The organism is Klebsiella sp. PL-2018, from assembly GCF_019048985.1.
GTDB lineage: Bacteria > Pseudomonadota > Gammaproteobacteria > Enterobacterales > Enterobacteriaceae > Klebsiella > Klebsiella michiganensis.
The window spans coordinates 272,681-295,434 of sequence record NZ_CP077673.1 but is presented as its reverse complement, the minus strand read 5'-3'; the positions used below and the strand labels follow the sequence as shown (position 1 = coordinate 295,434).

The window sequence follows — 22,754 nt, the reverse complement described above, 5'->3', positions numbered from 1 at the left end:
ACTCCTGTTATTCGCGCCAGAAAGTCGGAGTAAATAGCACCAGCAAGGTGAACACTTCCAGACGACCAAACAGCATATTAGCAATCAAGATCCATTTTGCGACAGGGTTCATCGTCGCAAAGTTATCCGCCACAACGCCCAGCCCAGGGCCAAGGTTATTCAGCGTCGCAACGACCGAAGCAAAGGCCGAGAAATCATCCACGCCGGTGGCGATAATCGCCAGCATACTAATGATAAACACCAGCGCATAGGCGGAGAAGAATCCCCAGACGGCTTCCAGGATACGTTCCGGCAGCGCGCGGTTCCCCAGTTTAATACTGTATACCGCGTTAGGATGTACCAGCCGTTTAAGCTCACGGTTACCCTGCTTGAAAAGCAGAAGAATACGGATAACCTTCAAACCACCGCCAGTCGACCCGGCACAGCCGCCGATAAAAGCCGAACAGAGGAGGAGGACCGGTAAAAATAGCGGCCAGCGCGCAATGCTGTCGGTCGTGAAGCCCGCCGTTGTCGCCATCGATACAACCTGAAAGAACGCCTGATTCACCGTCATGAGCGCCGAACTGTAGACGTCATGCAGCCACAGCACCAGGGTACATACCACCACCAGCGTGAGCTGCACGCCGATGAACATGCGGAATTCGGGATCGCGCCAGTACACTTTCAGGCTACGCCCGCTGAGTAATGAAAAGTGCAGGCCGTAGTTACAGCCCGATATCAGCAAGAAAATAGCAATAATGGAGTTAATCGTTGGGCTATTAAAGTAGCCCACGCTGGCGTCATGGGTGGAGAATCCGCCAATCGCAATCGTCGAGAAGCTGTGCCCGATGGCGTCGAACGCCGGCATGCCGGCAAACCACAGCGCCAGCGCACAGGCCACCGTCAGTAAGACATAGATAAGCCACAGCGTTTTCGCCGTCTCAGCAATGCGCGGCCGCATCTTGTTATCTTTCAGCGGCCCGGGCATTTCCGCCCGATACAGCTGCATCCCCCCGACGCCCAGTATCGGCAGTATCGCTACCGCCAGCACGATGATCCCCATCCCGCCAAACCATTGCAGCATCTGACGATAGAAAAGAATGGCGTGGGGTAACGAATCTAACCCAACCAGCGTGGTTGCCCCGGTCGTTGTCAGACCCGAGAAGGATTCAAAGAAGGCATCCGTAATGCTCAGGTTGGGCTGTTCAGAGAAGATAAAGGGCAGCGAACCGACGCTTCCGAGCACCGTCCAGAACAGCACGACGATGAGAAACCCTTCGCGGGATTTCAGTTCACCCTTCTCATGACGGTTGGGCCACCACAGCAGCGAACCGATCGCCAGGGCAACAAAAAAGGTCTGGGTAAACGCCCGCCCCGCACCATCGCGATATATCAGGGCTATTAATCCCGGGAGGATCATTGTCCCCGAAAACAAAATGACCAGCAGTCCAACGATTCGGGTTATCGCGCGAAAATGCATCTCTGGCGCTTCCTTTGATATGCAAAAAAATCAGGTGGGGATTATTCGTCAATCTTCAGTAATTGCAACGAACCGCGACTAAAATCAGCCAGTTTTGCTGAAAATAGCGCCACTTCAGCCTGAGGAAGCGCCACGCGCAGCTGAACAGACGCTTGATATTCGCTTTCGACAATTTTCCCTGAGAACTGAGCCAACAGCGTTTCAATCCCGGCCAACTGCCCGTATTCACACTGCAAAGTATACGCGGTCAGCGGCGTCTTGCGCTGTGTTGTCAGCAGCGCAAGCGCCTGGTGCACACCGCCGCCGTACGCTTTGACCAGGCCGCCGGTGCCCAGCAGAATACCACCGTAGTAGCGCACGACGACAGCGGTTATCTCGCCGACGCCGCTACCCATCAGCTGCGCCAGCATCGGTTTACCCGCCGTCCCCGCCGGTTCGCCATCGTCGGAAAACCCCAGCTGCTGCGAGTCATTCGGAGGCCCGGCGACCCACGCCACGCAGTGGTGACGGGCATCCGGGTGATCCGCCCTGACTGACTCGACAAACGCCTTTGCCGCCGCTACGCCGTCGGTGTGCGCCAACAGCGTGATAAAGCGGCTCTTTTTGATCTCTTCCACAAAGGTGGCCGGCGCGGCCGGTATCAACCAGCTTTCCATTACGCCAGTTTCAGATCGCGCGTCATGTTTTCAATACTGTTTTCGTGGATCACGACGTTGTCTTCAATACGAATACCGCCAAACGGTTTCAGCGCTTCAATTTTCTGCCAGTTGAAGTGTTTGCTGAACTGCCCTTCGCGCCACGGCGCCAGCAGCGATTCAATAAAGTAGATGCCCGGTTCAATCGTCAATACCATCCGCGGCTGCAGTACGCGCGTGCAGCGCAGGTAAGGATATTTTGCCGGCGCGGCCAGATGGGTACCCGAATCATCCTGCATAAAACCCGCGACATCATGAACCTGCAGACCTAAAGGATGACCAATGCCGTGCGGCATAAACGGTCCGGTCAGGTCGTTTTCCACCATTGCTTCTTCGCTCATATCTTTGACTATCTGATGTTTGCGCAGCAGTTTGGCAATACGCTGATGGAACTGGACATGATAATCCACGTAGCTCACGCCCGCCTTCATGGTGCTAATCAGCGCCAGCTGTTCCTCATTAACGTCTTTAATCAGTTGAGCATAGTCACTATCGCCATGCACCGCCCAGGTACGCGTCAGATCCGCCGCATAGCCGTTATATTCCGCGCCCGCATCCAGCAGGAAGCTGCGCAATTCCGCCGGCGCGCGATGATCCAGCTTCGTGTAATGCAGCACGGAGGCATGTTCGTTCAGCGCCACAATGTTGCTGTACGGTACATCGGTGTCGCGATGGCCGGTCGCGGTCAGATAGGCCTGGTTGATATCAAACTCGCTCATCCCGGAGAGGAACGCTTCATGAGCGGCCTGATGACCGTTAACCGCTGACTTCTGCGCTTCGCGCATGCAGGCCAGCTCATAGTCAGTTTTATAAGAGCGATAGTAGTGCAGATAATCGATCGCCCCTTTCGGGTTGATTTTATCCGCCGCGATATCTAACCCCAACGCACGTTCCGGCACCGGCCCGATATAGGCAATATTGCCGCGCGCGGCGGGCAGTTGGCTGCCGATACCATCCGCTTTCGGCAGGGCAATCACATCCACCTCTTCGGTCCAGAATGAGGTCGGCAGCGGTTCCACGTTATGCCAGTAGTCGACCGGCAGATAGAACCACAGTTTGGGTTTATTGACGCCGTCCACCAGCAGCCAGCAGTTAGGGACCTGCGTAACCGGCACCCAGGCTTTGAACTGGGGATTGACCTTGAACGGATACGGATGATCGTCAAGGAAGACGTTGACCAGTTCACCGGAGTGGATCAGCAGGGCATCCAGCTTAAAGCGGGCCAAAACATCGCGGGTGCGTTCTTGTAAGGTAACGATATGATTTTTATAGAGACCGGCAAGGGATTCCATCATTTATCCTTTGATTTTATGAGATCGTGATGCTTCGCATCTTAGCACAATGACCTCAAACGGGGTGATCTCTACTGGGTGTGATCCGACCAGCATTTATTTAAAGTCTTATTTGCAATTTCTTAACATAAAATCCACACTCCGTCTCATCTGGTACGACCAGATCATATTGCTGGATTCAGGAGACTGACATGCTCTACAAAGGCGACACCCTGTACCTCGACTGGCGGGAAGACGGCATTGCCGAACTGGTATTTGATGCCCCCGGCTCGGTCAACAAGCTCGATACCGCAACCGTAGCCAGCCTCGGTGAAGCGCTGGACGTACTCGAAAAACAAAAAGATCTGCAAGGGCTGCTGCTACGCTCCGAGAAAGCCGCTTTTATTGTCGGCGCGGATATCACCGAATTTCTTTCTCTGTTCCTGGTTCCCGAAGAACAGCTCAGCCAGTGGCTGCATTTCGCTAATAGCGTATTTAATCGCCTGGAAGATTTGCCGGTTCCGACCATCTCCGCCGTCAACGGCTATGCGTTGGGCGGCGGCTGCGAATGCGTGCTGGCGACCGATTATCGCCTGGCGACGCCGGATCTGCGCATTGGTCTGCCGGAAACGAAGCTGGGCATCATGCCGGGCTTTGGCGGCTCGGTGCGGATGCCGCGGATGCTTGGCGCGGACAGCGCGCTGGAAATCATTGCCGCCGGTAAAGACGTTGGCGCCGAACAGGCCTTAAAAATCGGCCTCGTCGATGGCGTGGTTAAGCATGAAAAACTGATCGATGGCGCGGTCGCGATTCTGCGTCAGGCTATTAAAGGCGACCTGGACTGGAAGGCGAAGCGCCAGCCGAAGCTGGAGCCGCTGCATCTGAGTAAAATTGAAGCCGCGATGAGTTTTACCATCGCCAAAGGCATGGTGGCGCAAACCGCCGGGAAGCACTACCCGGCCCCGATTACCGCCGTTAAAACCATCGAAGCCGCCGCCCGCTTTGGTCGCGAAGAAGCGCTGGATCTGGAAAATAAAAGTTTCGTCCCGCTGGCGCATACCAACGAGGCGCGTGCGCTGGTAGGTATCTTCCTTAACGATCAGTACGTCAAAGCAAAAGCGAAGAAGCTGACGAAAGATATCGACACGCCAAAACACGCGGCCGTGCTGGGCGCGGGAATTATGGGCGGCGGCATTGCATACCAGTCAGCCTGGAAAGGCGTGCCGGTCGTCATGAAAGATATCAACGACAAATCGCTGACGCTGGGCATGACCGAAGCGGCCAAGCTGCTGAATAAACAGCTTGAGCGCGGCAAAATCGACGGTCTTAAGATGGCTGGCGTCATTTCTACTATTCAGCCAACCCTGGATTACGCCGGCTTTGAACGCGTGGACGTCGTGGTCGAAGCCGTTGTTGAGAATCCGAAAGTGAAAAAAGCGGTGCTGGCGGAAACGGAAGACAAAGTCCGCCCGGATACCGTGCTGGCTTCGAATACCTCCACCATTCCCATCAGCGAGTTGGCCAGCGTACTGAAGCGCCCGGAAAACTTCTGCGGTATGCACTTCTTTAACCCGGTGCACCGGATGCCGCTGGTCGAGATCGTTCGCGGCGAGAAAAGCTCGGACGAAACCATTGCGAAAGTGGTCGCCTGGGCCGGCAAAATGGGCAAAACGCCGATTGTGGTCAACGACTGCCCCGGTTTCTTTGTTAACCGCGTGCTGTTCCCCTACTTCGCCGGTTTCAGCCAGCTGCTGCGCGACGGCGCGGACTTCCGCAAAGTCGATAAAGTAATGGAGAAGCAGTTTGGCTGGCCGATGGGCCCGGCCTATCTGCTGGACGTCGTTGGCATTGATACCGCGCATCACGCGCAGGCGGTCATGGCGGCGGGCTTCCCGCAGCGGATGCAGAAAGATTATCGCGATGCGATCGATGCGCTGTTCGACGCTAACCGTTTCGGCCAGAAAAATGGCCTCGGCTTCTGGCGCTACAAAGAAGACAGTAAAGGTAAGCCGAAGAAGGAAGAGGATACCGCAGTCGATAGCCTGCTGGCGGAAGTCAGCCAGCCGAAGCGTGATTTCAGCGATGAAGAGATTATCGCCCGCATGATGATCCCCATGGTCAACGAAGTGGTGCGCTGTCTCGAAGAGGGCATTATCGCCACCCCGGCAGAAGCCGATATGGCGCTGGTTTATGGCCTGGGCTTCCCTCCGTTCCACGGCGGCGCGTTCCGCTGGCTGGATACGCTCGGTAGCGCAAAATATCTCGATATGGCCCAGCAGTATCAGCATCTCGGCCCGCTATACGACGTGCCGGAAGGATTGCGCAGCAAAGCGCGTCATAACGAACCGTACTATCCACCGGTTGAGCCTGCCCGTGCGCCAGGCGACCTGAAAAAGGCTTAAGGAGTCACAATGGAACAGGTTGTCATTGTCGATGCAGTTCGTACCCCGATGGGCCGTTCAAAGGGCGGCGCCTTTCGCCACGTGCGCGCAGAAGATCTCTCCGCGCACCTGATGCGTAGCCTGCTTTCACGCAACCCATCCCTTGAAGCCAGCACGATTGACGATATTTACTGGGGCTGCGTTCAGCAGACTCTGGAACAGGGCTTCAATATTGCCCGCAACGCGGCACTGCTGGCGGAAATCCCGCATTCGGTACCCGCCACCACGGTCAATCGGCTGTGCGGTTCTTCCATGCAGGCGCTTCACGACGCGGCACGCATGATCATGACCGGCGACGCCAGCGTATGCCTGATTGGCGGCGTAGAGCATATGGGCCACGTCCCGATGAGCCACGGCGTAGATTTCCATCCGGGCCTGAGCCGTAACGTCGCCAAAGCCGCCGGAATGATGGGGCTGACGGCAGAAATGCTGGCGCGCCTGCACGGCATCAGCCGCGAGATGCAGGACCAGTTTGCGGCTCGCTCCCACGCCCGCGCCTGGGCCGCGACGCAATCCGGCGCATTCAAAGCGGAAATTGTCCCGACCGGCGGTCACGACGCCGACGGCGTGCTGAAGTCTTACAGCTACGACGAAGTGATTCGCCCGGAGACAACGGTTGAAGCGCTGGCCGCGCTTAGACCCGCTTTCGATCCGGTAACCGGTACCGTGACGGCGGGAACCTCATCCGCCCTCTCCGATGGCGCCGCAGCCATGCTGTTAATGAGCGAAAGCCGCGCCCGCGAACTGGGCCTGAAGCCCCGCGCTCGCGTGCGTTCGATGGCTGTCGTCGGCTGCGACCCGTCAATAATGGGCTATGGTCCGGTTCCCGCGTCAAAACTGGCGCTGAAAAAAGCCGGGCTCTCCACCAGCGATATCGATGTGTTCGAAATGAACGAAGCTTTTGCCGCGCAGATCCTGCCGTGCATTAAAGATCTGGGACTGATGGAACAGATCGACGAGAAGATCAACCTCAACGGCGGCGCGATCGCCCTGGGTCATCCGCTCGGCTGTTCCGGCGCGCGCATTAGTACCACATTGATCAACCAGATGGAGCGCAAAGACGCGCAGTTCGGCCTGGCGACGATGTGTATTGGTTTAGGTCAGGGTATCGCGACGGTATTCGAGCGGGTTTAATCAAAGAGTCATCTCAAAGCCATTGGTGCCAGAACAAGGCGGCAAGTGAATGAATCCCGAATCACTTACATATAGTAAGTGATTCGGGTGAATGAATGCAGCCAACGCAGTTATGGTGACAATGGCGAAGAGAGAGGGTTTAGTTGCCGTTCTTCCCGCCTGTCAGGGGCGGGTTTTTTATTTCCGCTATTCGGTTATTATCACCGGATACGTCACGCTCATTAAGGATAATGAAGAGTCATGAAAATAATCCCCATCATTTTTTTGCTAACGACGTTCCCTGCCGCAGCGCTCGCCAGCGAACAGGATAACGCTCAGGCCTGCCTCTCATGGGGGATCGGTAAAATGGCGCAGGATCCGCAAAGCGAGCGGTTCAAGGATCTGACCGTCACCGATATCACTACCGAACGCTATGATGAGAAGATAGGCAGCCAGCATATCGCGACGCAGCTAGCCGCCACGCTGGAAAAAGAAGGGAACCCGGTAGGGAAAATGCTCTGTTTGCTGGAAAACGAGCGACCGCTGTACGTTTACTTCAGCGATGCCCGGTAACAACAGCATCCGGGCCAAAAGCCCGGATGCCGGCAGAGCGGCTATCAGATAAACGCAAAGGCATCGCCAAACAGGCGATCTTCGCGCGCGCCGCGCTCGTTGCAGAACAGGTCGCGGGCAATTTTCGCCATCTCGAAGCGGCCAGCGATATAGATATCATGCTCGCCCAGCGTACCGTAATCCTGCAGAACCGCCGTGAGTACGGTTCCGGTACGGCCACGCCACTCGGCGTCAGGCTGCTCAACAACGGGTTCGACGCGCAGGCCCGGATGCTGCAGGCTTAACGCTTCGAGCTCGGCCAGGTCATAGAGATGTTTCGCTTCGCGCCCGCCCCAGTAGATGGCGATATCGCGATTCGGATTGCGCGCCAGCGCGGTGAGCAGAATCGAACGCACGTAAGAGAAGCCCGTTCCCCCGGCGATTAAAATCAGCGGGCGTTCTTCGTCATCGCGCAGCCAGGCTTCGCCATGCGGCATATCGACCTCGATTTGACGCTCTTTCAGGATCCGATCCATCACTGCCATCGCATACAGATTAAGTTCAGATGCACCGATATGCAGCTCGATAAACTCCTGTTCCGACGGCGTGGAGGCCATCGAGAATGGGCGCTTATCGCGTTCGTCCATCACGACCATCAGATACTGACCGGCACGGAAGGAAAACGCCGCTTCCGGCACTAATCGAACGCGATACACAGTATCGGTAATCGCCTCCACTGAGGTCACTTTACAGCTTAAGGTTGTCATGCGTCCCCTCTGTCGGGTCTATTGTGCAAAACAGCGGCGTAGCCCCGCTTACTGTTATTTGAAGATAGCCAGTTCATCCCAGATGGCGTCGACGCGCGCCGTCACCTCAGGATCTTTCTTGATCGGACGACCCCACTCGCGCTGGGTCTCTCCAGGCCATTTATTTGTGGCATCCAGCCCCATTTTTGAACCCAAACCGGAAACCGGTGAGGCAAAATCCAGATAATCAATTGGCGTATTTTCTACCAGTACCGTATCACGCGCCGGGTCCATACGGGTAGTAATCGCCCAAATCACATCATTCCAGTCGCGCGCGTTGACATCGTCATCGCAGACAATAACGAACTTGGTATACATGAACTGGCGGAGGAACGACCAGACGCCCATCATGACGCGTTTCGCGTGACCGGCGTACTGCTTCTTCATCGTGACGACCGCCAGGCGATAGGAACAGCCTTCAGGCGGCAAATAGAAATCCACGATTTCAGGAAACTGCTTTTGCAGAATGGGGACGAACACTTCGTTCAGCGCAACGCCCAGTACCGCCGGCTCATCCGGCGGACGCCCGGTATAGGTCGAGTGATAGATGGCATCTTCACGCTGAGTAATGTGGGTAACGGTAAAGACCGGGAAGTTATCCACTTCATTGTAGTAGCCAGTATGGTCGCCATAGGGGCCTTCCGGCGCCATTTCTCCGGCTTCAATATACCCTTCCAGCACGATCTCCGCGCTGGCGGGCACCTCAAGATCGTTAGAGATGCACTTCACGACTTCGGTTTTGGTGCCGCGCAGTAGCCCGGCAAAAGCGTATTCGGAAAGAGTATCCGGAACCGGAGTCACCGCCCCGAGAATGGTTGCCGGATCGGCACCCAGCGCGACGGAGACCGGGAAACGCTCGCCAGGACGCGCCGCGCACCACTCCTGGAAGTCCAGCGCGCCGCCGCGATGCGATAGCCAGCGCATAATCAGCTTGTTCTTGCCAATCAGCTGCTGGCGATAAATGCCCAGATTCTGCCGCTCTTTATGCGGGCCGCGGGTCACCGTCAGACCCCAGGTGATCAGCGGCGCGGCATCTTCCGGCCAGCAGGTCATGATCGGGATACGGGTCAAATCAACTTCATCACCCTGAATGATTTTTTGCTGGCACGGCGCTCCGCGCAGACGCTTAGTCGGCATATTCAGCACCTGTTTGAACTGCGGCAGCTTATCAAACAGATCGCGGAAGCCTTTTGGGGGTTCCGGCTCTTTCAGGAATGCCAGAAGCTTACCCACTTCCCGCAGAGAACTGACATCCTCCTGCCCCATCCCCAGCGCGACTCGCCGCGGCGTGCCGAAAAGATTACACAGCACCGGCATGGCGTAGCCCTTGGGATTTTCGAATAGCAGCGCCGGACCGCCAGCTCGCAAAGTGCGGTCGGCAATTTCGGTGATTTCCAGGTGAGGATCGACCGGCAGGGAGATCCGTTTCAATTCCCCCTGCTGCTCCAGTAATGTCAGAAATTCGCGTAGATCGTGGTATTTCATGGAGTTGTTATTGACCTCTATACAGGCGGGTGATTATACGGCGTTCGCCGGAGCTATGCTGTATTTTTGTTAAATTAGCGTGAAAGAACGCTGAAATTTAGTTTTCACCCGCAATGATTTCGCGATCGTACCGGGCTTTTGTTATGCTTGCAGCTAGTAGCATTGGAAAGAGTCATTATGCAAGCCTGGTACTTACTTTATTGCAAACGTGGGCAGCTTGAACGAGCCCAGGAACACCTTGAACGGCAGGCCGTCAATTGCCTGATGCCAACGATCGAGCTGGAAAAAATCGTCCGCGGTAAACGCACGACGGTCAGCGAGCCCCTGTTCCCAAATTATCTGTTTATCGAGTTCGACCCGGAAGTGATTCATACCACTACCATCAGCGCCACGCGCGGTGTGAACAGTTTTGTGCGTTTCGGCGCGCTGCCCGCTATCGTGCCATCTGCCGTCATTCATCAGCTTTCCATCTACAAACCGGAAGGTATCACCGATCCTGAAACGCCGCACGAAGGCGACAGCGTGCTGATTACCGATGGCGCTTTTGAGGGTCTGCAGGCTATTTTTACCGAACCGGACGGCGAAGCCCGCTCGATGCTGCTGCTGAATCTGCTTAACAAGCAGGTGCTCCAGAGCGTTAAAAATACTGACTTTTATAAAATCTGACGGCGCTTAAAAACCCACGCCAAAAAGTCTTCTGACGTTAGCATCAGTCACGTCTTCCAGCCATTGCGCCTCCTCCCCACGCCATTGCGCGATGCGGGTCAGAATATGCGGCAGGTAGGCGGGCTCATTGCGGCGAGAAGCGGGTTTTGGCAGCATATCTCGCGGCAACAGGTACGGCGCATCGGTCTCAATCAGCAGGCGCTCTGCCGGAATATCGACCAGCAGCTCTCGCAGCTCCAGCCCCCGACGCTCATCGCATACCCAGCCGGTGATACCAATAAATAAACCGTGCTCCACGCATTCGCGCATCTCTTCGCGGCTACCGGTAAAACAATGCACAACGGCCCCCGGGAGCTTATCAAGCCAGGGCACCAGCAGGGCCAGGAAGCGCTCGTGCGCATCGCGGCAGTGCAGAAATACCGGCATCGACAGCTCCGCGGCCAGCGCCAGCTGAGCGCTAAACGCCGCTTCTTGCTCCTGAGGCGTCGAAAAATTGCGGTTGAAATCCAGCCCGCACTCACCCACCGCAACGACTTCCGGCTCGCGAGCCAGCGCATAGACCGCTGCCGCCGCCGAGTCCGTCCAGCTGCGACTGTCGTGGGGATGAACGCCGGCCGTTGACCAGCACCCGGAATAACGGCGCGCCAGCTGCTGCGCCTGCGCGCTTTCATGCAGGTTGGTTCCCGTCAATAGCATCCCGCTGACGCCCGCCGCCCGGGCCCGGGAAACCACCTCGTCGCGATCGCGGGAAAACTGCGAACTGGTCAGATTTACGCCGATATCAAACATTATCGCTCCCATACGGCAACCGCCCTGACGGGCGGTTGAGCGTTATTCTTCTTTGCCCTGCGCCTCTTCGGCAGCGGCATCCTCATCACGCGTCAGGCGTTTACCGGTGTAGAACCGCGCGAAGAAGACCCCGACCTCAAACAGACAGTACATCGGAATCGCCAGCAGGGTTTGCGAGAACACGTCCGGCGGGGTCAGCAGCATCCCGACAACGAATGCGCCAACCAGTACGTAGGGGCGTTTCTTACGCAGGTCGTCCGGCGTGGTGACGCCCATCCAGCACAGCAGGACTATGGCCACCGGAACCTCGAATGAGACGCCAAAGGCGATAAACAGCGCCATCACAAAGTCGAGGTAGCTGCGAATATCGGTAGAGACCTGTACGCCTTCCGGCGCCGCGTGGGTCAGAAAACCAAACGCCAGCGGGAAAACGACGAAGTAGGCAAAGGCCATGCCGATATAGAACAGCAGCGTACTGGAGACCAGCAGCGGCATAACCAGCCGACGTTCATGCTTATACAGCGCTGGCGCCACAAAGGCCCAGACCTGATACAAAATGACCGGGACCGACAAAATTATCGATACCATAAAGGTCAGCTTGATCGGCGTGAAGAAAGGCGAGGCCACATCCGTGGCGATCATGGTCGCACCGACCGGCATCTGCCGAATCAGCGGCGCGGAAACCAGCTGATAGATATCGTTGGCGAAATAGACTAACGCCAGGAAAATCACCAGAATCGCAAGAATGCTGTTGATCAAGCGCTTGCGCAGCTCAATCAGATGCGTAATTAGCGGTTGAGTATCGTCTACGCCCATTTTTACTGTTTATCACTCGGTACAGGGGAGGAGGAATCGGAAGCCGACACGGCAGCTTTCACTTTCGCTGCCGGGATTTCACTCTGCGAAGCGGGGAGTTCTTCAGACACGGAGTCAGGCGCATGCTCTGGCGCACTGGCCTGATGTTCAGCCGTCGCTGGCGTCACGTCCTTGCGCTGCTCTTCACTCCCTTTTACGACCGGGTTGTGAATGGTATTGGCTTCATCGCTGGCTTTTTCAGGATCGTGGGCGGAGTAGGATCGCTTCATAGATTCAGCCGCTTCACGCAGTTCATCCATTGAAGCTTTTAGCTCGGGCGTCAGGTTGTCCAGGCTGGCCTTTTCCACCTTTTTAAGGCTTTCCTGAAACTCCTGCAGTTTTAATTCCTGGGTAATTTCATTTTGTACGGTAGCCGCAAGCGACCGCAGCGTGCGGATCCAGCTCACCACCGTCTTTACCGCTACCGGTAGTCGCTGTGGCCCCAGAACGATGAGGCCAATCACGAATACCAGCAGCAGCTCACTAAAACCGATATCGAACACGAATTACACCTGCTCTTTGTCGTGGCGTTTAGTCTCGTCTTTCTTTGCATCATCCGGCTTATCAGCAAGGGTCTTCGCCGCGAAATCTGCATCCGGCGCGGAGGATTTTTCCGGTTTCTCTTCGTCGCTCATGGCCTTTTTAAAGCCTTTGATCGACGCCCCTAAATCTGAACCGAGCGAGCTCAGCTTTTTTGTCCCAAAAAGCAGAACCACGATGACGACAACAATGAGTAACTGCCAAATACTGATACCACCCATACACATTCCCCTATGACAGATGATTAATTATTAGGACGCATTATACACATTATGCGCAGTGATAAAGGCGGCCGCCGTCAGTTCGTCTTTCGCCAGCCGATAAGCCAGGTTACGACCCCAGCGGCCATCAGCCAGCCTGGCATCATGCCCCACTCGGGACGATGAATGAATAGCAGCGTACCACTCAGTAATAAAACCGCGCCTATACCGAACAAATAGCGGGACTGACCCTGGCGCACGTGCCGCACCTGGATGTCGCGCACGATGGTATCGACGCTATTCTGCAACTGCTTGCTTTGCTGCAGGCTCTGGTAAACCAGCTCCGGTATTTCCGGCATTCTTTCGATCCAGAACGGCGCTTTTTCTTTAAACGCCCGCACCAGAGCCGGAATGCCCACCTGATCTTTGATCCACGACTCAAGGAACGGTTTCGCCGTTTTCCACAAGTCTAACTGAGGATAGAGCTGGCGACCTACACCTTCTACGTAAAGTAATGTCTTCTGCAGCAGAACCAGCTGCGGCTGCACTTCCATATTGAAACGTCGCGCCGTATTAAACAGGTTCAACAACACGTGGCCAAACGAGATTTCCGCCAGCGGTTTTTCAAAGATAGGCTCGCAGACGGTACGAATAGCAAACTCGAACTCTTCGACGTTGGTATCCGCGGGAACCCAGCCGGAATCAACGTGCAGCTCCGCAACTTTGCGATAATCGCGGTTGAAGAAGGCAATGAAGTTCTCCGCCAGATAGCGCTTATCTTCTTTGTTCAGCGAACCGACAATACCGCAGTCAATACCAATGTACTGCGGATCTTCCGGATGATGACGGCTGACAAAAATATTGCCCGGATGCATGTCGGCATGGAAGAAACTGTCGCGGAAAACCTGCGTAAAGAAGACCTGCACGCCACGCTCGGCCAGCAGCTTCATGTTAGTCCCTTGCGCTTCCAGCGCGGCGACGTCGGACACCGGGATCCCGTAAATCCGCTCCATCACCATCATGCCTTCGCTACAGTAGTCCGAATAAACTTCCGGGACATAAAGCATTGGGCTCTCGTCGAAGTTGCGGCGAAGCTGGATAGCGTTAGCCGATTCACGCAGCAGGTTGAGCTCATCCAGCAGCGTTTTTTCATATTCGCGAACCACTTCCTGCGGGCGAAGGCGACGGCCGTCCGGTAACAGACGCGGCACCCAGCGGGCAAGACGGTAGATAAGCTTCATATCCGCTTTGATAACCGGCACGATATCCGGGCGGATCACCTTAATGACCACCTCTTTACCGTTCTCTTTCAGACGCGCGGTATGCACCTGGGCAATAGAAGCGGAAGCGAGCGGTTCAACAGAGAAGTCATCAAACCAGGCTTCTACCGGCAGGCCGCCCATGGCTTGCTCAATCTGCTTTTTGGCCTGCAGACCGTCAAAGGGCGCGACGCGATCCTGCAGCATGGCCAGCTGATCGGCAATGTGCGGCGGAAACAGGTCGCGACGGGTCGAGAGCATCTGACCAAACTTGATCCACACCGGCCCCAGTTCTTGTAATGCGAGGCGCAGTCGCTCGCCAAGAGGACGATCTTTATGGCGGTTGGGCATCCAGAACAGCATCCGCCGCCAGATTCGCAGCGGCAGCGTGATACGCATTTTGGGAATGAGCTCATCAAGCCCGTAGCTCAAAAAGGTGTGGACGATAAAATACAGGCGCCGTAATTCTCCTGGCGTCATTTGCCCTCCAGCGTGTCCAGCCGTTTTTCCAGCGCGGCCAGGGTTCGTTCTACCGCAGCGGTTTCCTCTGCAAACCAGGCCAGCTCCAGCGGCCCCGGCGCCAGGCGCCACTCTTCGGTAATCGCTTCCGCGACATAGCGCTGCTGGCGTTGAGCGCCATGCAGAAGAAAGCGAGCGCCGCCGCGGAATACTTTACTAAAGCCTTCCGCAACCACATCACCGGTATACGGGGCAAGCAGTTCAGCCGGATCGAACTCTGCCAGATCGCACAGCGTGACGGTATTTTGCACCACCTGCAGGTCGCCCTGCACTTCAAGATCGCCGCTACGAATCAGCGCGGTAAGCTGCTGGCGATTGCGCAATTGCGGAAGCACGCTAAGGCGGGTACGTACGGTGCAATCAGCCTCACCTTCCCACGCGCCCAGCACGTCCAGCTGACGTTCGCTAAAAACCAGCACCACAGGATCGGAAAGCTCTTGCAGCTCGATGCGCAGCACTTTCCCCAGCAGGCGCTGGCGCGCGGGTTTCAGCGCCCGATCGCGCCAGAGGAAGGTGTTAAGGACCGTCTCAAGACCGGCGGTAACCAGTGGTTTGAAAGGCATAGCGTCCCTCCTGTCAGAACTTATATCCGCGGTGTAGCGCAACGATACCTGCCGTCAGGTTGTAGTAGTCGACGCTTTCAAACCCTGCGTCCTGCATCATGCCTTTCAGCGTGTCCTGATCGGGATGCATTCGAATAGATTCAGCAAGGTAACGATAGCTTTCGGCATCTTTAGCAACCAGCTCACCCACGCGCGGCAGGATATGGAAGGAATAGGCGTCGTAGGCTTTACTGAGCGGCTCAATAATCGGTTTTGAGAATTCCAGCACCAGCAGGCGGCCGCCCGGCTTTAATACGCGATACATTGAGCGCAGCGCTTTTTCTTTGTCGGTCACGTTACGCAGACCGAAAGAAATCGTAATGCAATCAAAGGTGTTGTCTGCAAAAGGCAGCGCTTCAGCGTTTGCCTGGACGTATTCCACGTTGCCGACAATACCAATGTTACGCAGCTTTTCGCGGCCCATTTTCAGCATAGAGTCGTTGATGTCCGCCAGCATCACGCGGCCGGTTTCACCCACCAGGCGAGAGAATTTCGCCGTCAGATCGCCGGTACCACCAGCTAGATCCAATACGGTTTGCCCGCGGCGGACGCCGCTGCAGTCGATGGTGAAACGCTTCCACAAACGATGAATACCGAACGACATCAGGTCGTTCATTACGTCATATTTTGCGGCCACAGAATGAAATACATGCGCCACCATGTCAGCTTTCTGCTCTTTGGCGACAGTCTGAAAGCCAAAATGCGTCGTTTCTTGTGAATCCTCAACCATCTCAATGCCTGCTTGCTTATCAAGAAAATGTTCGTTGAGTGTAACAGGTTTAGCGCACTTCCCATACGCTTCAACGTGGCCGGGAGCCGCCCCCAAACATGGCAGTAGCCGTAGGATCGGATGAAATATCGTTATCTTCCGGCGGGTTACCCTCCTGCGCAAGGCGGTATTCTTCATCCTGGGCCGTCGCCTGTTCAACTAACTCAGGATTAATCTCACGCTTAACCTCCACGCCCAGCTCACGGAATGATTCCGCCTGTACCAGCAGGTTACCTCGTCCGGAGGCGAGCTTTTTCATCGCCTGGCGGTAGTTATCCTGAGCTTTATCCAGGCCCTGTCCGATGGCGGACATATCATCGACAAACAGGCGCATCTTGTCATACAGCCGCCCCGCTCTTTCGGCAATTTTCTGCGCGTTACGGCTCTGATGCTCATAGCGCCAGAGATTGGCGATAGTCCGCAGCGCCACCAGCAGCGTGGTTGGGCTCACCAGCATGATGTTGTTCTTCAGCGCTTCGCTAATGAGTTCAGGCTGACGATCGATAGCCAGCAGGAAGGCGGGCTCCACCGGGATAAACATCAGAACGTAGTCGAGCGAACGCAGCCCCGGCAGCTGCTGGTAGTCTTTACGCCCCAGCAGGCGCATATGGTTGCGTACCGAAGCGATATGCTCCTGCAGCGCCGCTTCACGGGTGTAATCATCTTCGGCGTTGAAATAGCGCTCATAGGCCACCAGGGTCATCTTGGCATCGATCACCACGTCTTTCCCCTGCGGTAAACGGACAATCACATCGGGCTGCATCCGCGCGCGGTTGTCCGTTTCGATGCTGACCTGGGTCTGATATTCATATCCTTCCCGCAGTCCGGACGCTTCCAGCACGCGGGTCAACACCACCTCGCCCCAGTTGCCCTGGGTTTTGTTATCGCCTTTGAGCGCGCGCGTCAGGTTTAGCGCCTCCTGGGCCATTTGCGCATTCAGCTGCTGAAGATTGCGGATTTCATGGGCCAGAGTATGGCGCTCCCGCGCTTCCTGACCAAAGCTATCCTGCACCTGCCGACGAAAGCCATCCAGCTGTTCGCGAAGCGGCGTCAGCAGGCCGTGCAGGCTCTGGCGATTCTGCTCATCCACCCGCCGGTTGCTGTGCTCAAAAATGCGATTTGCCAGATTCTCAAACTGTTCGCTAAGACGCTGCTCGCTGTTCACCATCTGGCGAATTTTGTCTTCCGCATGCAGCTGAGTGGATTCAAGTCGGGTGGTCACTTCGCGAAGATCGGCTTCCAGCGAGGCGTTGATATCGCGCAGGCTGCGCAGTTCGTTATTGAGCAGTTCACACTCTTCTCGCCAGTGTGACTCCTGCACCAGACGTTGGCGGGCCGCGCTCAGCTCAATATCCAGCTCGCGCCGCTCATCGATAAGATCGGCGCGAATTTGATCGGCGTGCGCTTTGGTCGCCAGCCAGCCGACAATCAGCCCGACGGCCAGCGCCACAACGGCACTAATAATAATTGAGATATCCACAACGCCCCCTGCGGCAACGACTTACGGCACAAAATAGAATTGTGCTGTACAAACGTCCAGTTTGAAAGGGTTTTCCTGCGAGGCGCTACGCAAAAAAGAAGGGCCGGAGAGTCCGACCCCTGGCAGAAGAAAGGGTAACTACAGCAGGCGGCGCGCCGCTTCCACGACAATTTTCACCGCGTGGCTTTCGGTTTGCTTCATGGTTTCCGCGTTCGGAATTTCCTGCTGGGTACGGTTGACGATAACTCCGGCAACCATCCCGGCGCGCAGGCCCTGGCTGGCGCACATCGTCAGCAGCGTGGCGGATTCCATTTCATAGTTCATCACGCCCATCGCCTGCCACTCTTCCATCGAGCCTTTAAAGCGGCTAACAACGCGGCCGGAGAAGGTATCGTAACGTTCCTGGCCCGGATAGAAGGTGTCGGAAGAGGCGGTGACACCGATATGGGTGGTCGCGCCGATAGACTTCGCCGCTTCAACCAGCGCGGTAGTACATTCAAAGTCAGCCACCGCCGGGAACTCCATTGGCGCAAAGTGCAGGCTTGCGCCGTCCAGACGGACGGACGCGGTCGTCACCAGAACGTCGCCGACACTAATATGCGGCTGAATGGCGCCGGTGGTGCCGATGCGCAGGAAGGTACGGATGCCCAGCTGGGCCAGCTCTTCCACGGCGATAGAGGTCGATGGGCCGCCGATACCGGTAGAGCAGACAATCACTGCTTTACCATCCAGCTCAGCGCGCCAGGTGGTGAATTCACGGTGAGATGCCAGCTTAACCGGCTTATCCATCAGCGCGGCGATCTTTTCCACACGCTCCGGATCGCCAGGGACGATAGCCAGCGTAGCCCCTTGTAAATCGTTTTTGGTGAGGCCGAGATGAAAAACATCAGACTTGGACATAAAAAACTCCTCTGTGGGTCGAATTATCAGCAGAAGCAAAACGGTACTTTACAGAAGCTGTCGGCTCAATTTTGTGACCACAATCACCATGAATGAAATTCATTGCAATAACTTTCCATAAAAGAGTGATATACATCACATTAACAAGCTAAATCGCAGAAGCCTGAACAAAAGATAGCCTGTTTCGGGCACTGTGTTTGATTAACGTCCTGTCCAGAGCAGCTATAGTTATTGATGCGCTAATAAATTGAGGGTACGGAGAATACCATGACGACAATTAAGCAAACCGGCTTTGCACCTGCAGCCACGCCGCACGCCTCAACTGCCGTTCACACATCAGATGAGAACATCGTCTCCGGGGAGACATCCATCCCTTCACAGGGAGACAACATGCCGGCGTTCCATGCTCGCCCGCGCGGCGTCGACGGTCCGCTGCCGGTCGTTATCGTGGTCCAGGAAATTTTCGGCGTGCATGAACATATCCGCGATATCTGCCGCCGTCTGGCAAAGGAGGGGTATCTGGCTATCGCACCGGAGCTCTACTTCCGCCAGGGCGATCCTAATGATTACAGCGACATCCCTTCTCTGTTCCAGGGACTGGTCAAAAAGGTGCCGGATTCTCAGGTGCTGGCCGACCTCGATCACGTGGCCAGTTGGGCCTACCGCCACGGCGGCGATGCCCATCGCTTGCTGATTACCGGCTTCTGCTGGGGCGGGCGTATTACCTGGCTGTACGCTGCACATAATCCGCAGTTAAAAGCCGCCGTCGCCTGGTACGGCAAGCTGGTCGGCGAGAAAACGCTGAATTCGCCGAAGCATCCGGTCGATATTGCCGTCGATCTTAACGCGCCGGTGTTAGGGCTTTATGGCGCGAAAGATGACAGCATCCCGCAGGACACGGTGGAAACGATGCGTCAGGCGCTGCGGGCGGCCAACGCCACGGCGGAAATCGTGGTTTACCCGCACGCCGACCACGCTTTTAATGCCGACTATCGCGCCAGCTATCATGAAGAGTCGGCAAAAGACGGCTGGCAGCGGATGCTGGCCTGGTTTGCGCAGTATGGCGGTAAGCGCGGTTAACGATCAGCTATTGCCGATATGGCGGCTCACCATCCCGGCAATAGTACCGTCCGCTATCCAGGAAGAGAGGCGGCGGCAAATAAATTCATAGTGCTGCGTCGCATTGCGCGGTACGCATATCGCCTGGTGTATCTGGCTAAAGCTGTCGGGCAGAACGCGAAACTGCGGATTCTCCTGCGCGGCTTTCTCCAGAGGCTGGCGAATACCGGCCACCCAATCGCCTTCGCCGTTGATAAACGCCTGAATAGCCTCCTGTGAGGTGGCGTACTGGCGCATCGTCGCATGCTGCAGCGTGCGAATCAGATACAGCTCGTAGGCCGCGCCTTTGCCCACGTTAATTACCACGCCTGCGCGGTCCATCTCCTGAACCGATTGAATCTGGCTCTCTTTTTTCACCATCAGCGAGCTTTCGATAGTGACGTAGGATGGCGTAAAGCGAAGCTTATCTTCCCGCGCCGGGTCGATAGCCAGAAAGGCGATATCCCATTGATCCTGCAGCGCCGCGTCCACTACCTGCCCGGCCGTCGGCCAGGTCACAAACCGCGCTTCGCGCTGGCTCTCTGCAGCCAGTTTCTTTGCCAGCTCGACGGTAATCCCCCCCGGAGACCCATCCGGCAGCAGTGTCGTAAGCACCGGATTACCCAGATTAATGGCAAAACGCAAATACCCTTTTTGATCGTGGTGTTCAATCATCTTTCACCTCAGGAGAGTTATCACAGCTTCGGTTCAGGGAACGCTTAACTGTAGTCAAAGACATCCGTCCTGAGCAACAGCCGGGAGCGGGTGGACGTTATCCAGACGCTGCCGCTTCACGCCGAACAGTTCTTCACATTCGGTTTTGCCAGCGAAGAGAAGAAACCAAAAAAGGAGGCCGGGGCCTCCCACAAGTGTGATTTATATTACGCCTGGCGCAGGTTTTGCGCGGCCTTGACCATGTTGGCCAGCGCGGCGCGCGTTTCCGTCCAGCCGCGGGTTTTCAGGCCGCAGTCCGGGTTCACCCACAGGCGCTCTGCCGGGATACGCTGCGCGGCTTTTTCCAGCAGCCCTTCAATCCACTCCACGCTCGGCACGTTCGGGGAGTGAATGTCGTACACGCCCGGCCCGATTTCATTCGGGTAGTCGAACGCTTCGAACGACTCCAGCAGCTCCATATCAGAACGCGAGGTTTCGATGGTAATCACGTCCGCATCCAGCGCGGCGATGGAATCCATGATGTCGTTGAACTCGCAATAGCACATATGGGTGTGGATCTGCGTGTCGTCTTTCGCCACCGCGGCATTGATACGGAAAGCTTCCACCCCCCATGCCAGATACGCATCCCAGTCGCTACGCTTCAGCGGCAGGCCTTCCCGCAGGGCCGGTTCGTCGATCTGGATGATACCGATACCGGCGGCTTCCAGATCCGCCACTTCATCGCGCAGCGCGAGGGCTATCTGTTTCGCAATCGTTTCACGGCTGACGTCCTCACGCGGGAAGGACCAGCAAAGAATGGTCACCGGGCCGGTCAGCATGCCTTTTACCGGTTTGTCGGTCAGGGACTGAGCGTATTTTGCCCACTCGACGGTGATCGCCTCCGGGCGGCTGATATCGCCGATGACCACCGGCGGTTTGACGCAGCGGGAGCCGTAGCTCTGTACCCAGCCGTTCTGCGTGAAAATAAAGCCGTCCAGGTGTTCGCCGAAGTATTCCACCATATCGTTACGCTCGGCTTCACCGTGTACCAGCACGTCCAGCCCCAGTCGCTCCTGCTCAACGATCGCCTGCTTAATGTGTTCGGCGATGCCGGTGCGGTAGCGGTTAGCATCGAGATTGCCCTTTTTGAAGTCCAGGCGCAGGCCGCGGATCTCGGTGGTCTGGGGGAAGGAGCCGATGGTGGTGGTTGGCCAGGCCGGCAGCTTAAAGCGGGCGCGCTGCGCTTCGGCGCGAACTTCGTAGACGCTTTGACGCTGGCTGTCCTGAGCGGTAATGGCCGCCAGACGCTTCTCTACCGCAGCGTTGTGCACGCGGGTTGACTGGCGACGTGCCTGGATCGGCGCGCTCCAGTCAGCAATCGCCGCGGTGTCGCCGCTGTTCAGCGCATCGCGCAGCAGCGCCAGCTCCCGGCATTTTTGCAGGGCGAAGGCAAACCAGCTCTTCACTTCGGCATCGAGCCGCGTTTCCACGTTCAGATCGATCGGGCTGTGCAGCAGGGAGCAGGAAGAGGCTACCCACAGTTCACGTTTGCCGACGATATCTTTAACCTGCGCGTATTTCTCGCTCAGATCGGCGCGCCAGACGTTGCGGCCGTTGATCAGCCCCGCGGAGAGCAGCCAGTCGGCAGGCAGGCGCTTATGCAGTTCGGCGACATCGTCCTGGCCGTGGACCAGATCCACATGCAGGCCCTGTACCGGCAGTGCGGTAATGGTGTCGAGGTTATCGGTAATGCCTTCAAAGTAGGTAGTCAGCAGCAGCTTAAGCTGACCGCTAAGGGCCGCGTAAGCCGGTTTGAAGGCATCCAGCCACGCCTGCGGCAGCTCGAGCACCAGCGCCGGTTCATCAATCTGCACCCACTCAACGCCGCGTTTTGCCAGTTCAGTCAGCACCTGCTGGTAAACAGGCAGAATATCGTGCAGCAGGTTCAGGCGGTCGAACGGCTCGCCTTTCACCTTACCGAGCCACAGATAGGTGACTGGCCCAAGCAGGACGGGCTTCACTTTGTGGCCCAGCGCCAGCGCTTCGTCCACCTCATCCAACAGCTGGTTCCAGCTCAGTTTGAACTGCTGGCCCTTCACAAATTCCGGCACTATGTAGTGGTAGTTAGTGTTAAACCATTTGGTCATTTCCGCCGCCGCGGCCGGTTCGCCGGTCGGCGCGCGGCCGCGGCCTATGCGAAAAAGGGTATCGATATCAACGGAGCCGTCTTTGTTCTGATGACGAGCCGGCACGTTGCCAAGCCACAGGCTGGTGGTCAGAACATGGTCGTACCAGGCGAAATCGCCCACCGGTAGCAGGTCAATGCCCGCCTGCTTCTGCTGTTCCCAGTGGCGAGCGCGCAGTTCGCGGCCAACGGCCAGCAGTTCTTCGCGGCTGGTATTGCCCGCCCAGTAGCTTTCTTGCGCTTTCTTCAGCTCGCGGCGCAGGCCAATGCGAGGGAAACCGAGGGTGTGGTTAATAATTGTCATTTTTTGAGCCTCATAATTGCAATCCGAAAGATTTCGGATTTAGGGAAGGCGGCAAACTTGCTCATCCCCAGGAGCTTACTGAAGTAAGTGACGGGGGTGAGGAAGTGCAGCC

21 protein-coding genes are annotated in these 22,754 nt (G+C 56.5%); 5 read left to right on the top strand and 16 right to left on the bottom strand.

The annotated features are described in order from the left end of the window. Positions 1-7 precede the first annotated feature (7 nt). Genes trkH through pepQ form a run of 3 tightly spaced genes read right to left on the bottom strand, consistent with a single transcriptional unit; the run spans position 8 to position 3,446 of the window. Entirely contained in the window at positions 8-1,459 is a 1,452-nt protein-coding gene (gene trkH, locus MKleb_RS01355) for a Trk system potassium transporter TrkH (RefSeq protein WP_025108386.1), read from the bottom strand. Positions 1,460-1,500: 41 nt separating this feature from the next. After that, positions 1,501-2,115 (bottom strand): IMPACT family protein, encoded by a 615-nt coding sequence (locus MKleb_RS01350; protein WP_014227487.1) that lies wholly within the window; start codon positions 2,113-2,115, stop codon positions 1,501-1,503. After that, on the bottom strand, positions 2,115-3,446 hold the full coding sequence (pepQ, locus tag MKleb_RS01345) for a Xaa-Pro dipeptidase (protein ID WP_025108387.1): 1,332 nt from the start codon (positions 3,444-3,446) through the stop codon (positions 2,115-2,117). The genes MKleb_RS01350 and pepQ overlap by 1 nt, the downstream gene beginning before the upstream one ends. Positions 3,447-3,637: 191 nt before the next feature. Here pepQ and fadB point away from each other — a divergent pair, with 191 nt between their 5' ends. From fadB to MKleb_RS01330, 3 genes are all read left to right on the top strand, one after another. Then, positions 3,638-5,827, top strand: a complete 2,190-nt coding sequence (gene fadB, locus MKleb_RS01340) for a fatty acid oxidation complex subunit alpha FadB (protein WP_025108388.1) — start codon at positions 3,638-3,640, stop codon at positions 5,825-5,827. A gap of 9 nt (positions 5,828-5,836) precedes the next feature. Next, positions 5,837-7,000 (top strand): acetyl-CoA C-acyltransferase FadA, encoded by a 1,164-nt coding sequence (gene fadA / locus MKleb_RS01335; protein WP_004097616.1) that lies wholly within the window; start codon positions 5,837-5,839, stop codon positions 6,998-7,000. A gap of 240 nt (positions 7,001-7,240) precedes the next feature. After that, positions 7,241-7,552 (top strand): hypothetical protein, encoded by a 312-nt coding sequence (locus MKleb_RS01330; protein ID WP_025108389.1) that lies wholly within the window; start codon positions 7,241-7,243, stop codon positions 7,550-7,552. Positions 7,553-7,596: 44 nt separating this feature from the next. Here MKleb_RS01330 and fre read toward each other — a convergent pair whose 3' ends face one another. Together fre and ubiD are read right to left on the bottom strand one after the other, a co-directional pair. Further along, positions 7,597-8,298 (bottom strand): NAD(P)H-flavin reductase, encoded by a 702-nt coding sequence (gene fre / locus MKleb_RS01325; protein WP_014227484.1) that lies wholly within the window; start codon positions 8,296-8,298, stop codon positions 7,597-7,599. A gap of 54 nt (positions 8,299-8,352) precedes the next feature. Beyond that, a complete protein-coding gene (gene ubiD, locus MKleb_RS01320) occupies positions 8,353-9,822 on the bottom strand; it encodes a 4-hydroxy-3-polyprenylbenzoate decarboxylase (RefSeq protein WP_014227483.1) in 1,470 nt (489 codons plus the stop codon). 177 nt (positions 9,823-9,999) lie between these two features. On the opposite strand from ubiD, the gene rfaH reads away from it, so the two are divergent. Then, entirely contained in the window at positions 10,000-10,488 is a 489-nt protein-coding gene (gene rfaH / locus MKleb_RS01315; protein WP_004097595.1) for a transcription/translation regulatory transformer protein RfaH, read from the top strand. A 6-nt stretch (positions 10,489-10,494) separates the two neighbouring features. On the opposite strand, the gene tatD is transcribed toward rfaH, so the two are convergent. The 9 genes from tatD to udp form a co-directional block, all read right to left on the bottom strand. Then, a complete protein-coding gene (gene tatD / locus MKleb_RS01310; protein WP_162557327.1) occupies positions 10,495-11,289 on the bottom strand; it encodes a 3'-5' ssDNA/RNA exonuclease TatD in 795 nt (264 codons plus the stop codon). A 30-nt stretch (positions 11,290-11,319) separates the two neighbouring features. After that, positions 11,320-12,093, bottom strand: a complete 774-nt coding sequence (gene tatC, locus MKleb_RS01305) for a Sec-independent protein translocase subunit TatC (RefSeq protein WP_004097593.1) — start codon at positions 12,091-12,093, stop codon at positions 11,320-11,322. 2 nt (positions 12,094-12,095) lie between these two features. Beyond that, positions 12,096-12,635, bottom strand: coding sequence for a Sec-independent protein translocase protein TatB (gene tatB / locus MKleb_RS01300; protein WP_014227481.1), 540 nt, complete (start codon positions 12,633-12,635; stop codon positions 12,096-12,098). A 3-nt stretch (positions 12,636-12,638) separates the two neighbouring features. Beyond that, the gene (gene tatA / locus MKleb_RS01295) at positions 12,639-12,893 is read right to left on the bottom strand and encodes a Sec-independent protein translocase subunit TatA (protein ID WP_025108391.1); all 255 of its coding nucleotides are present in this window, start codon (positions 12,891-12,893) and stop codon (positions 12,639-12,641) included. Between the two features lie 77 nt (positions 12,894-12,970). Then, the gene (gene ubiB, locus MKleb_RS01290; RefSeq protein ID WP_025108392.1) at positions 12,971-14,611 is read right to left on the bottom strand and encodes a ubiquinone biosynthesis regulatory protein kinase UbiB; all 1,641 of its coding nucleotides are present in this window, start codon (positions 14,609-14,611) and stop codon (positions 12,971-12,973) included. Next, entirely contained in the window at positions 14,608-15,213 is a 606-nt protein-coding gene (gene ubiJ / locus MKleb_RS01285; RefSeq protein ID WP_014227479.1) for a ubiquinone biosynthesis protein UbiJ, read from the bottom strand. Before ubiJ ends, ubiB begins: the two co-directional genes overlap by 4 nt. A 13-nt stretch (positions 15,214-15,226) precedes the next feature. Further along, positions 15,227-15,982, bottom strand: coding sequence for a bifunctional demethylmenaquinone methyltransferase/2-methoxy-6-polyprenyl-1,4-benzoquinol methylase UbiE (gene ubiE / locus MKleb_RS01280; protein ID WP_004097585.1), 756 nt, complete (start codon positions 15,980-15,982; stop codon positions 15,227-15,229). Between the two features lie 70 nt (positions 15,983-16,052). Then, positions 16,053-17,501 carry a DNA recombination protein RmuC gene (gene rmuC / locus MKleb_RS01275; protein WP_025108393.1) on the bottom strand — a complete coding sequence of 483 codons (1,449 nt, stop codon included), beginning with the start codon at positions 17,499-17,501 and terminating at the stop codon, positions 16,053-16,055. A 138-nt stretch (positions 17,502-17,639) separates the two neighbouring features. Continuing rightward, entirely contained in the window at positions 17,640-18,401 is a 762-nt protein-coding gene (udp, locus tag MKleb_RS01270; protein WP_163586379.1) for a uridine phosphorylase, read from the bottom strand. 267 nt (positions 18,402-18,668) lie between these two features. Between udp and MKleb_RS01265 the strand changes: the two genes are divergently transcribed. Further along, the gene (locus MKleb_RS01265) at positions 18,669-19,481 is read left to right on the top strand and encodes a dienelactone hydrolase family protein (RefSeq protein ID WP_004097582.1); all 813 of its coding nucleotides are present in this window, start codon (positions 18,669-18,671) and stop codon (positions 19,479-19,481) included. Between the two features lie 3 nt (positions 19,482-19,484). Here MKleb_RS01265 and MKleb_RS01260 read toward each other — a convergent pair whose 3' ends face one another. Together MKleb_RS01260 and metE are read right to left on the bottom strand one after the other, a co-directional pair. Beyond that, positions 19,485-20,174 carry a transporter substrate-binding domain-containing protein gene (locus tag MKleb_RS01260; RefSeq protein ID WP_025108394.1) on the bottom strand — a complete coding sequence of 230 codons (690 nt, stop codon included), beginning with the start codon at positions 20,172-20,174 and terminating at the stop codon, positions 19,485-19,487. A 206-nt stretch (positions 20,175-20,380) separates the two neighbouring features. Further along, positions 20,381-22,642: a 5-methyltetrahydropteroyltriglutamate--homocysteine S-methyltransferase gene (gene metE, locus MKleb_RS01255; RefSeq protein ID WP_025108395.1), complete on the bottom strand. Its 2,262-nt coding sequence runs from the start codon at positions 22,640-22,642 to the stop codon at positions 20,381-20,383. Positions 22,643-22,754: the final 112 nt, after the last annotated feature.

What these genes read in the sequence shown, in the direction of transcription:
- MKleb_RS01265 (WP_004097582.1), top strand. Translation starts at nt 18,669, where the DNA reads ATGACGACAATTAAGCAAACCGGCTTTGCACCTGCAGCCACGCCGCAC.
- fre (WP_014227484.1), bottom strand. Translation starts at nt 8,298, where the DNA reads ATGACAACCTTAAGCTGTAAAGTGACCTCAGTGGAGGCGATTACCGAT.
- ubiE (WP_004097585.1), bottom strand. Translation starts at nt 15,982, where the DNA reads ATGGTTGAGGATTCACAAGAAACGACGCATTTTGGCTTTCAGACTGTC.
- ubiB (WP_025108392.1), bottom strand. Translation starts at nt 14,611, where the DNA reads ATGACGCCAGGAGAATTACGGCGCCTGTATTTTATCGTCCACACCTTT.
- fadB (WP_025108388.1), top strand. Translation starts at nt 3,638, where the DNA reads ATGCTCTACAAAGGCGACACCCTGTACCTCGACTGGCGGGAAGACGGC.
- tatA (WP_025108391.1), bottom strand. Translation starts at nt 12,893, where the DNA reads ATGGGTGGTATCAGTATTTGGCAGTTACTCATTGTTGTCGTCATCGTG.
- trkH (WP_025108386.1), bottom strand. Translation starts at nt 1,459, where the DNA reads ATGCATTTTCGCGCGATAACCCGAATCGTTGGACTGCTGGTCATTTTG.
- tatC (WP_004097593.1), bottom strand. Translation starts at nt 12,093, where the DNA reads ATGGGCGTAGACGATACTCAACCGCTAATTACGCATCTGATTGAGCTG.
- tatD (WP_162557327.1), bottom strand. Translation starts at nt 11,289, where the DNA reads ATGGGAGCGATAATGTTTGATATCGGCGTAAATCTGACCAGTTCGCAG.
- ubiJ (WP_014227479.1), bottom strand. Translation starts at nt 15,213, where the DNA reads ATGCCTTTCAAACCACTGGTTACCGCCGGTCTTGAGACGGTCCTTAAC.
- metE (WP_025108395.1), bottom strand. Translation starts at nt 22,642, where the DNA reads ATGACAATTATTAACCACACCCTCGGTTTCCCTCGCATTGGCCTGCGC.
- udp (WP_163586379.1), bottom strand. Translation starts at nt 18,401, where the DNA reads ATGTCCAAGTCTGATGTTTTTCATCTCGGCCTCACCAAAAACGATTTA.
- rfaH (WP_004097595.1), top strand. Translation starts at nt 10,000, where the DNA reads ATGCAAGCCTGGTACTTACTTTATTGCAAACGTGGGCAGCTTGAACGA.
- MKleb_RS01260 (WP_025108394.1), bottom strand. Translation starts at nt 20,174, where the DNA reads ATGATTGAACACCACGATCAAAAAGGGTATTTGCGTTTTGCCATTAAT.
- MKleb_RS01350 (WP_014227487.1), bottom strand. Translation starts at nt 2,115, where the DNA reads ATGGAAAGCTGGTTGATACCGGCCGCGCCGGCCACCTTTGTGGAAGAG.
- fadA (WP_004097616.1), top strand. Translation starts at nt 5,837, where the DNA reads ATGGAACAGGTTGTCATTGTCGATGCAGTTCGTACCCCGATGGGCCGT.
- pepQ (WP_025108387.1), bottom strand. Translation starts at nt 3,446, where the DNA reads ATGGAATCCCTTGCCGGTCTCTATAAAAATCATATCGTTACCTTACAA.
- MKleb_RS01330 (WP_025108389.1), top strand. Translation starts at nt 7,241, where the DNA reads ATGAAAATAATCCCCATCATTTTTTTGCTAACGACGTTCCCTGCCGCA.
- ubiD (WP_014227483.1), bottom strand. Translation starts at nt 9,822, where the DNA reads ATGAAATACCACGATCTACGCGAATTTCTGACATTACTGGAGCAGCAG.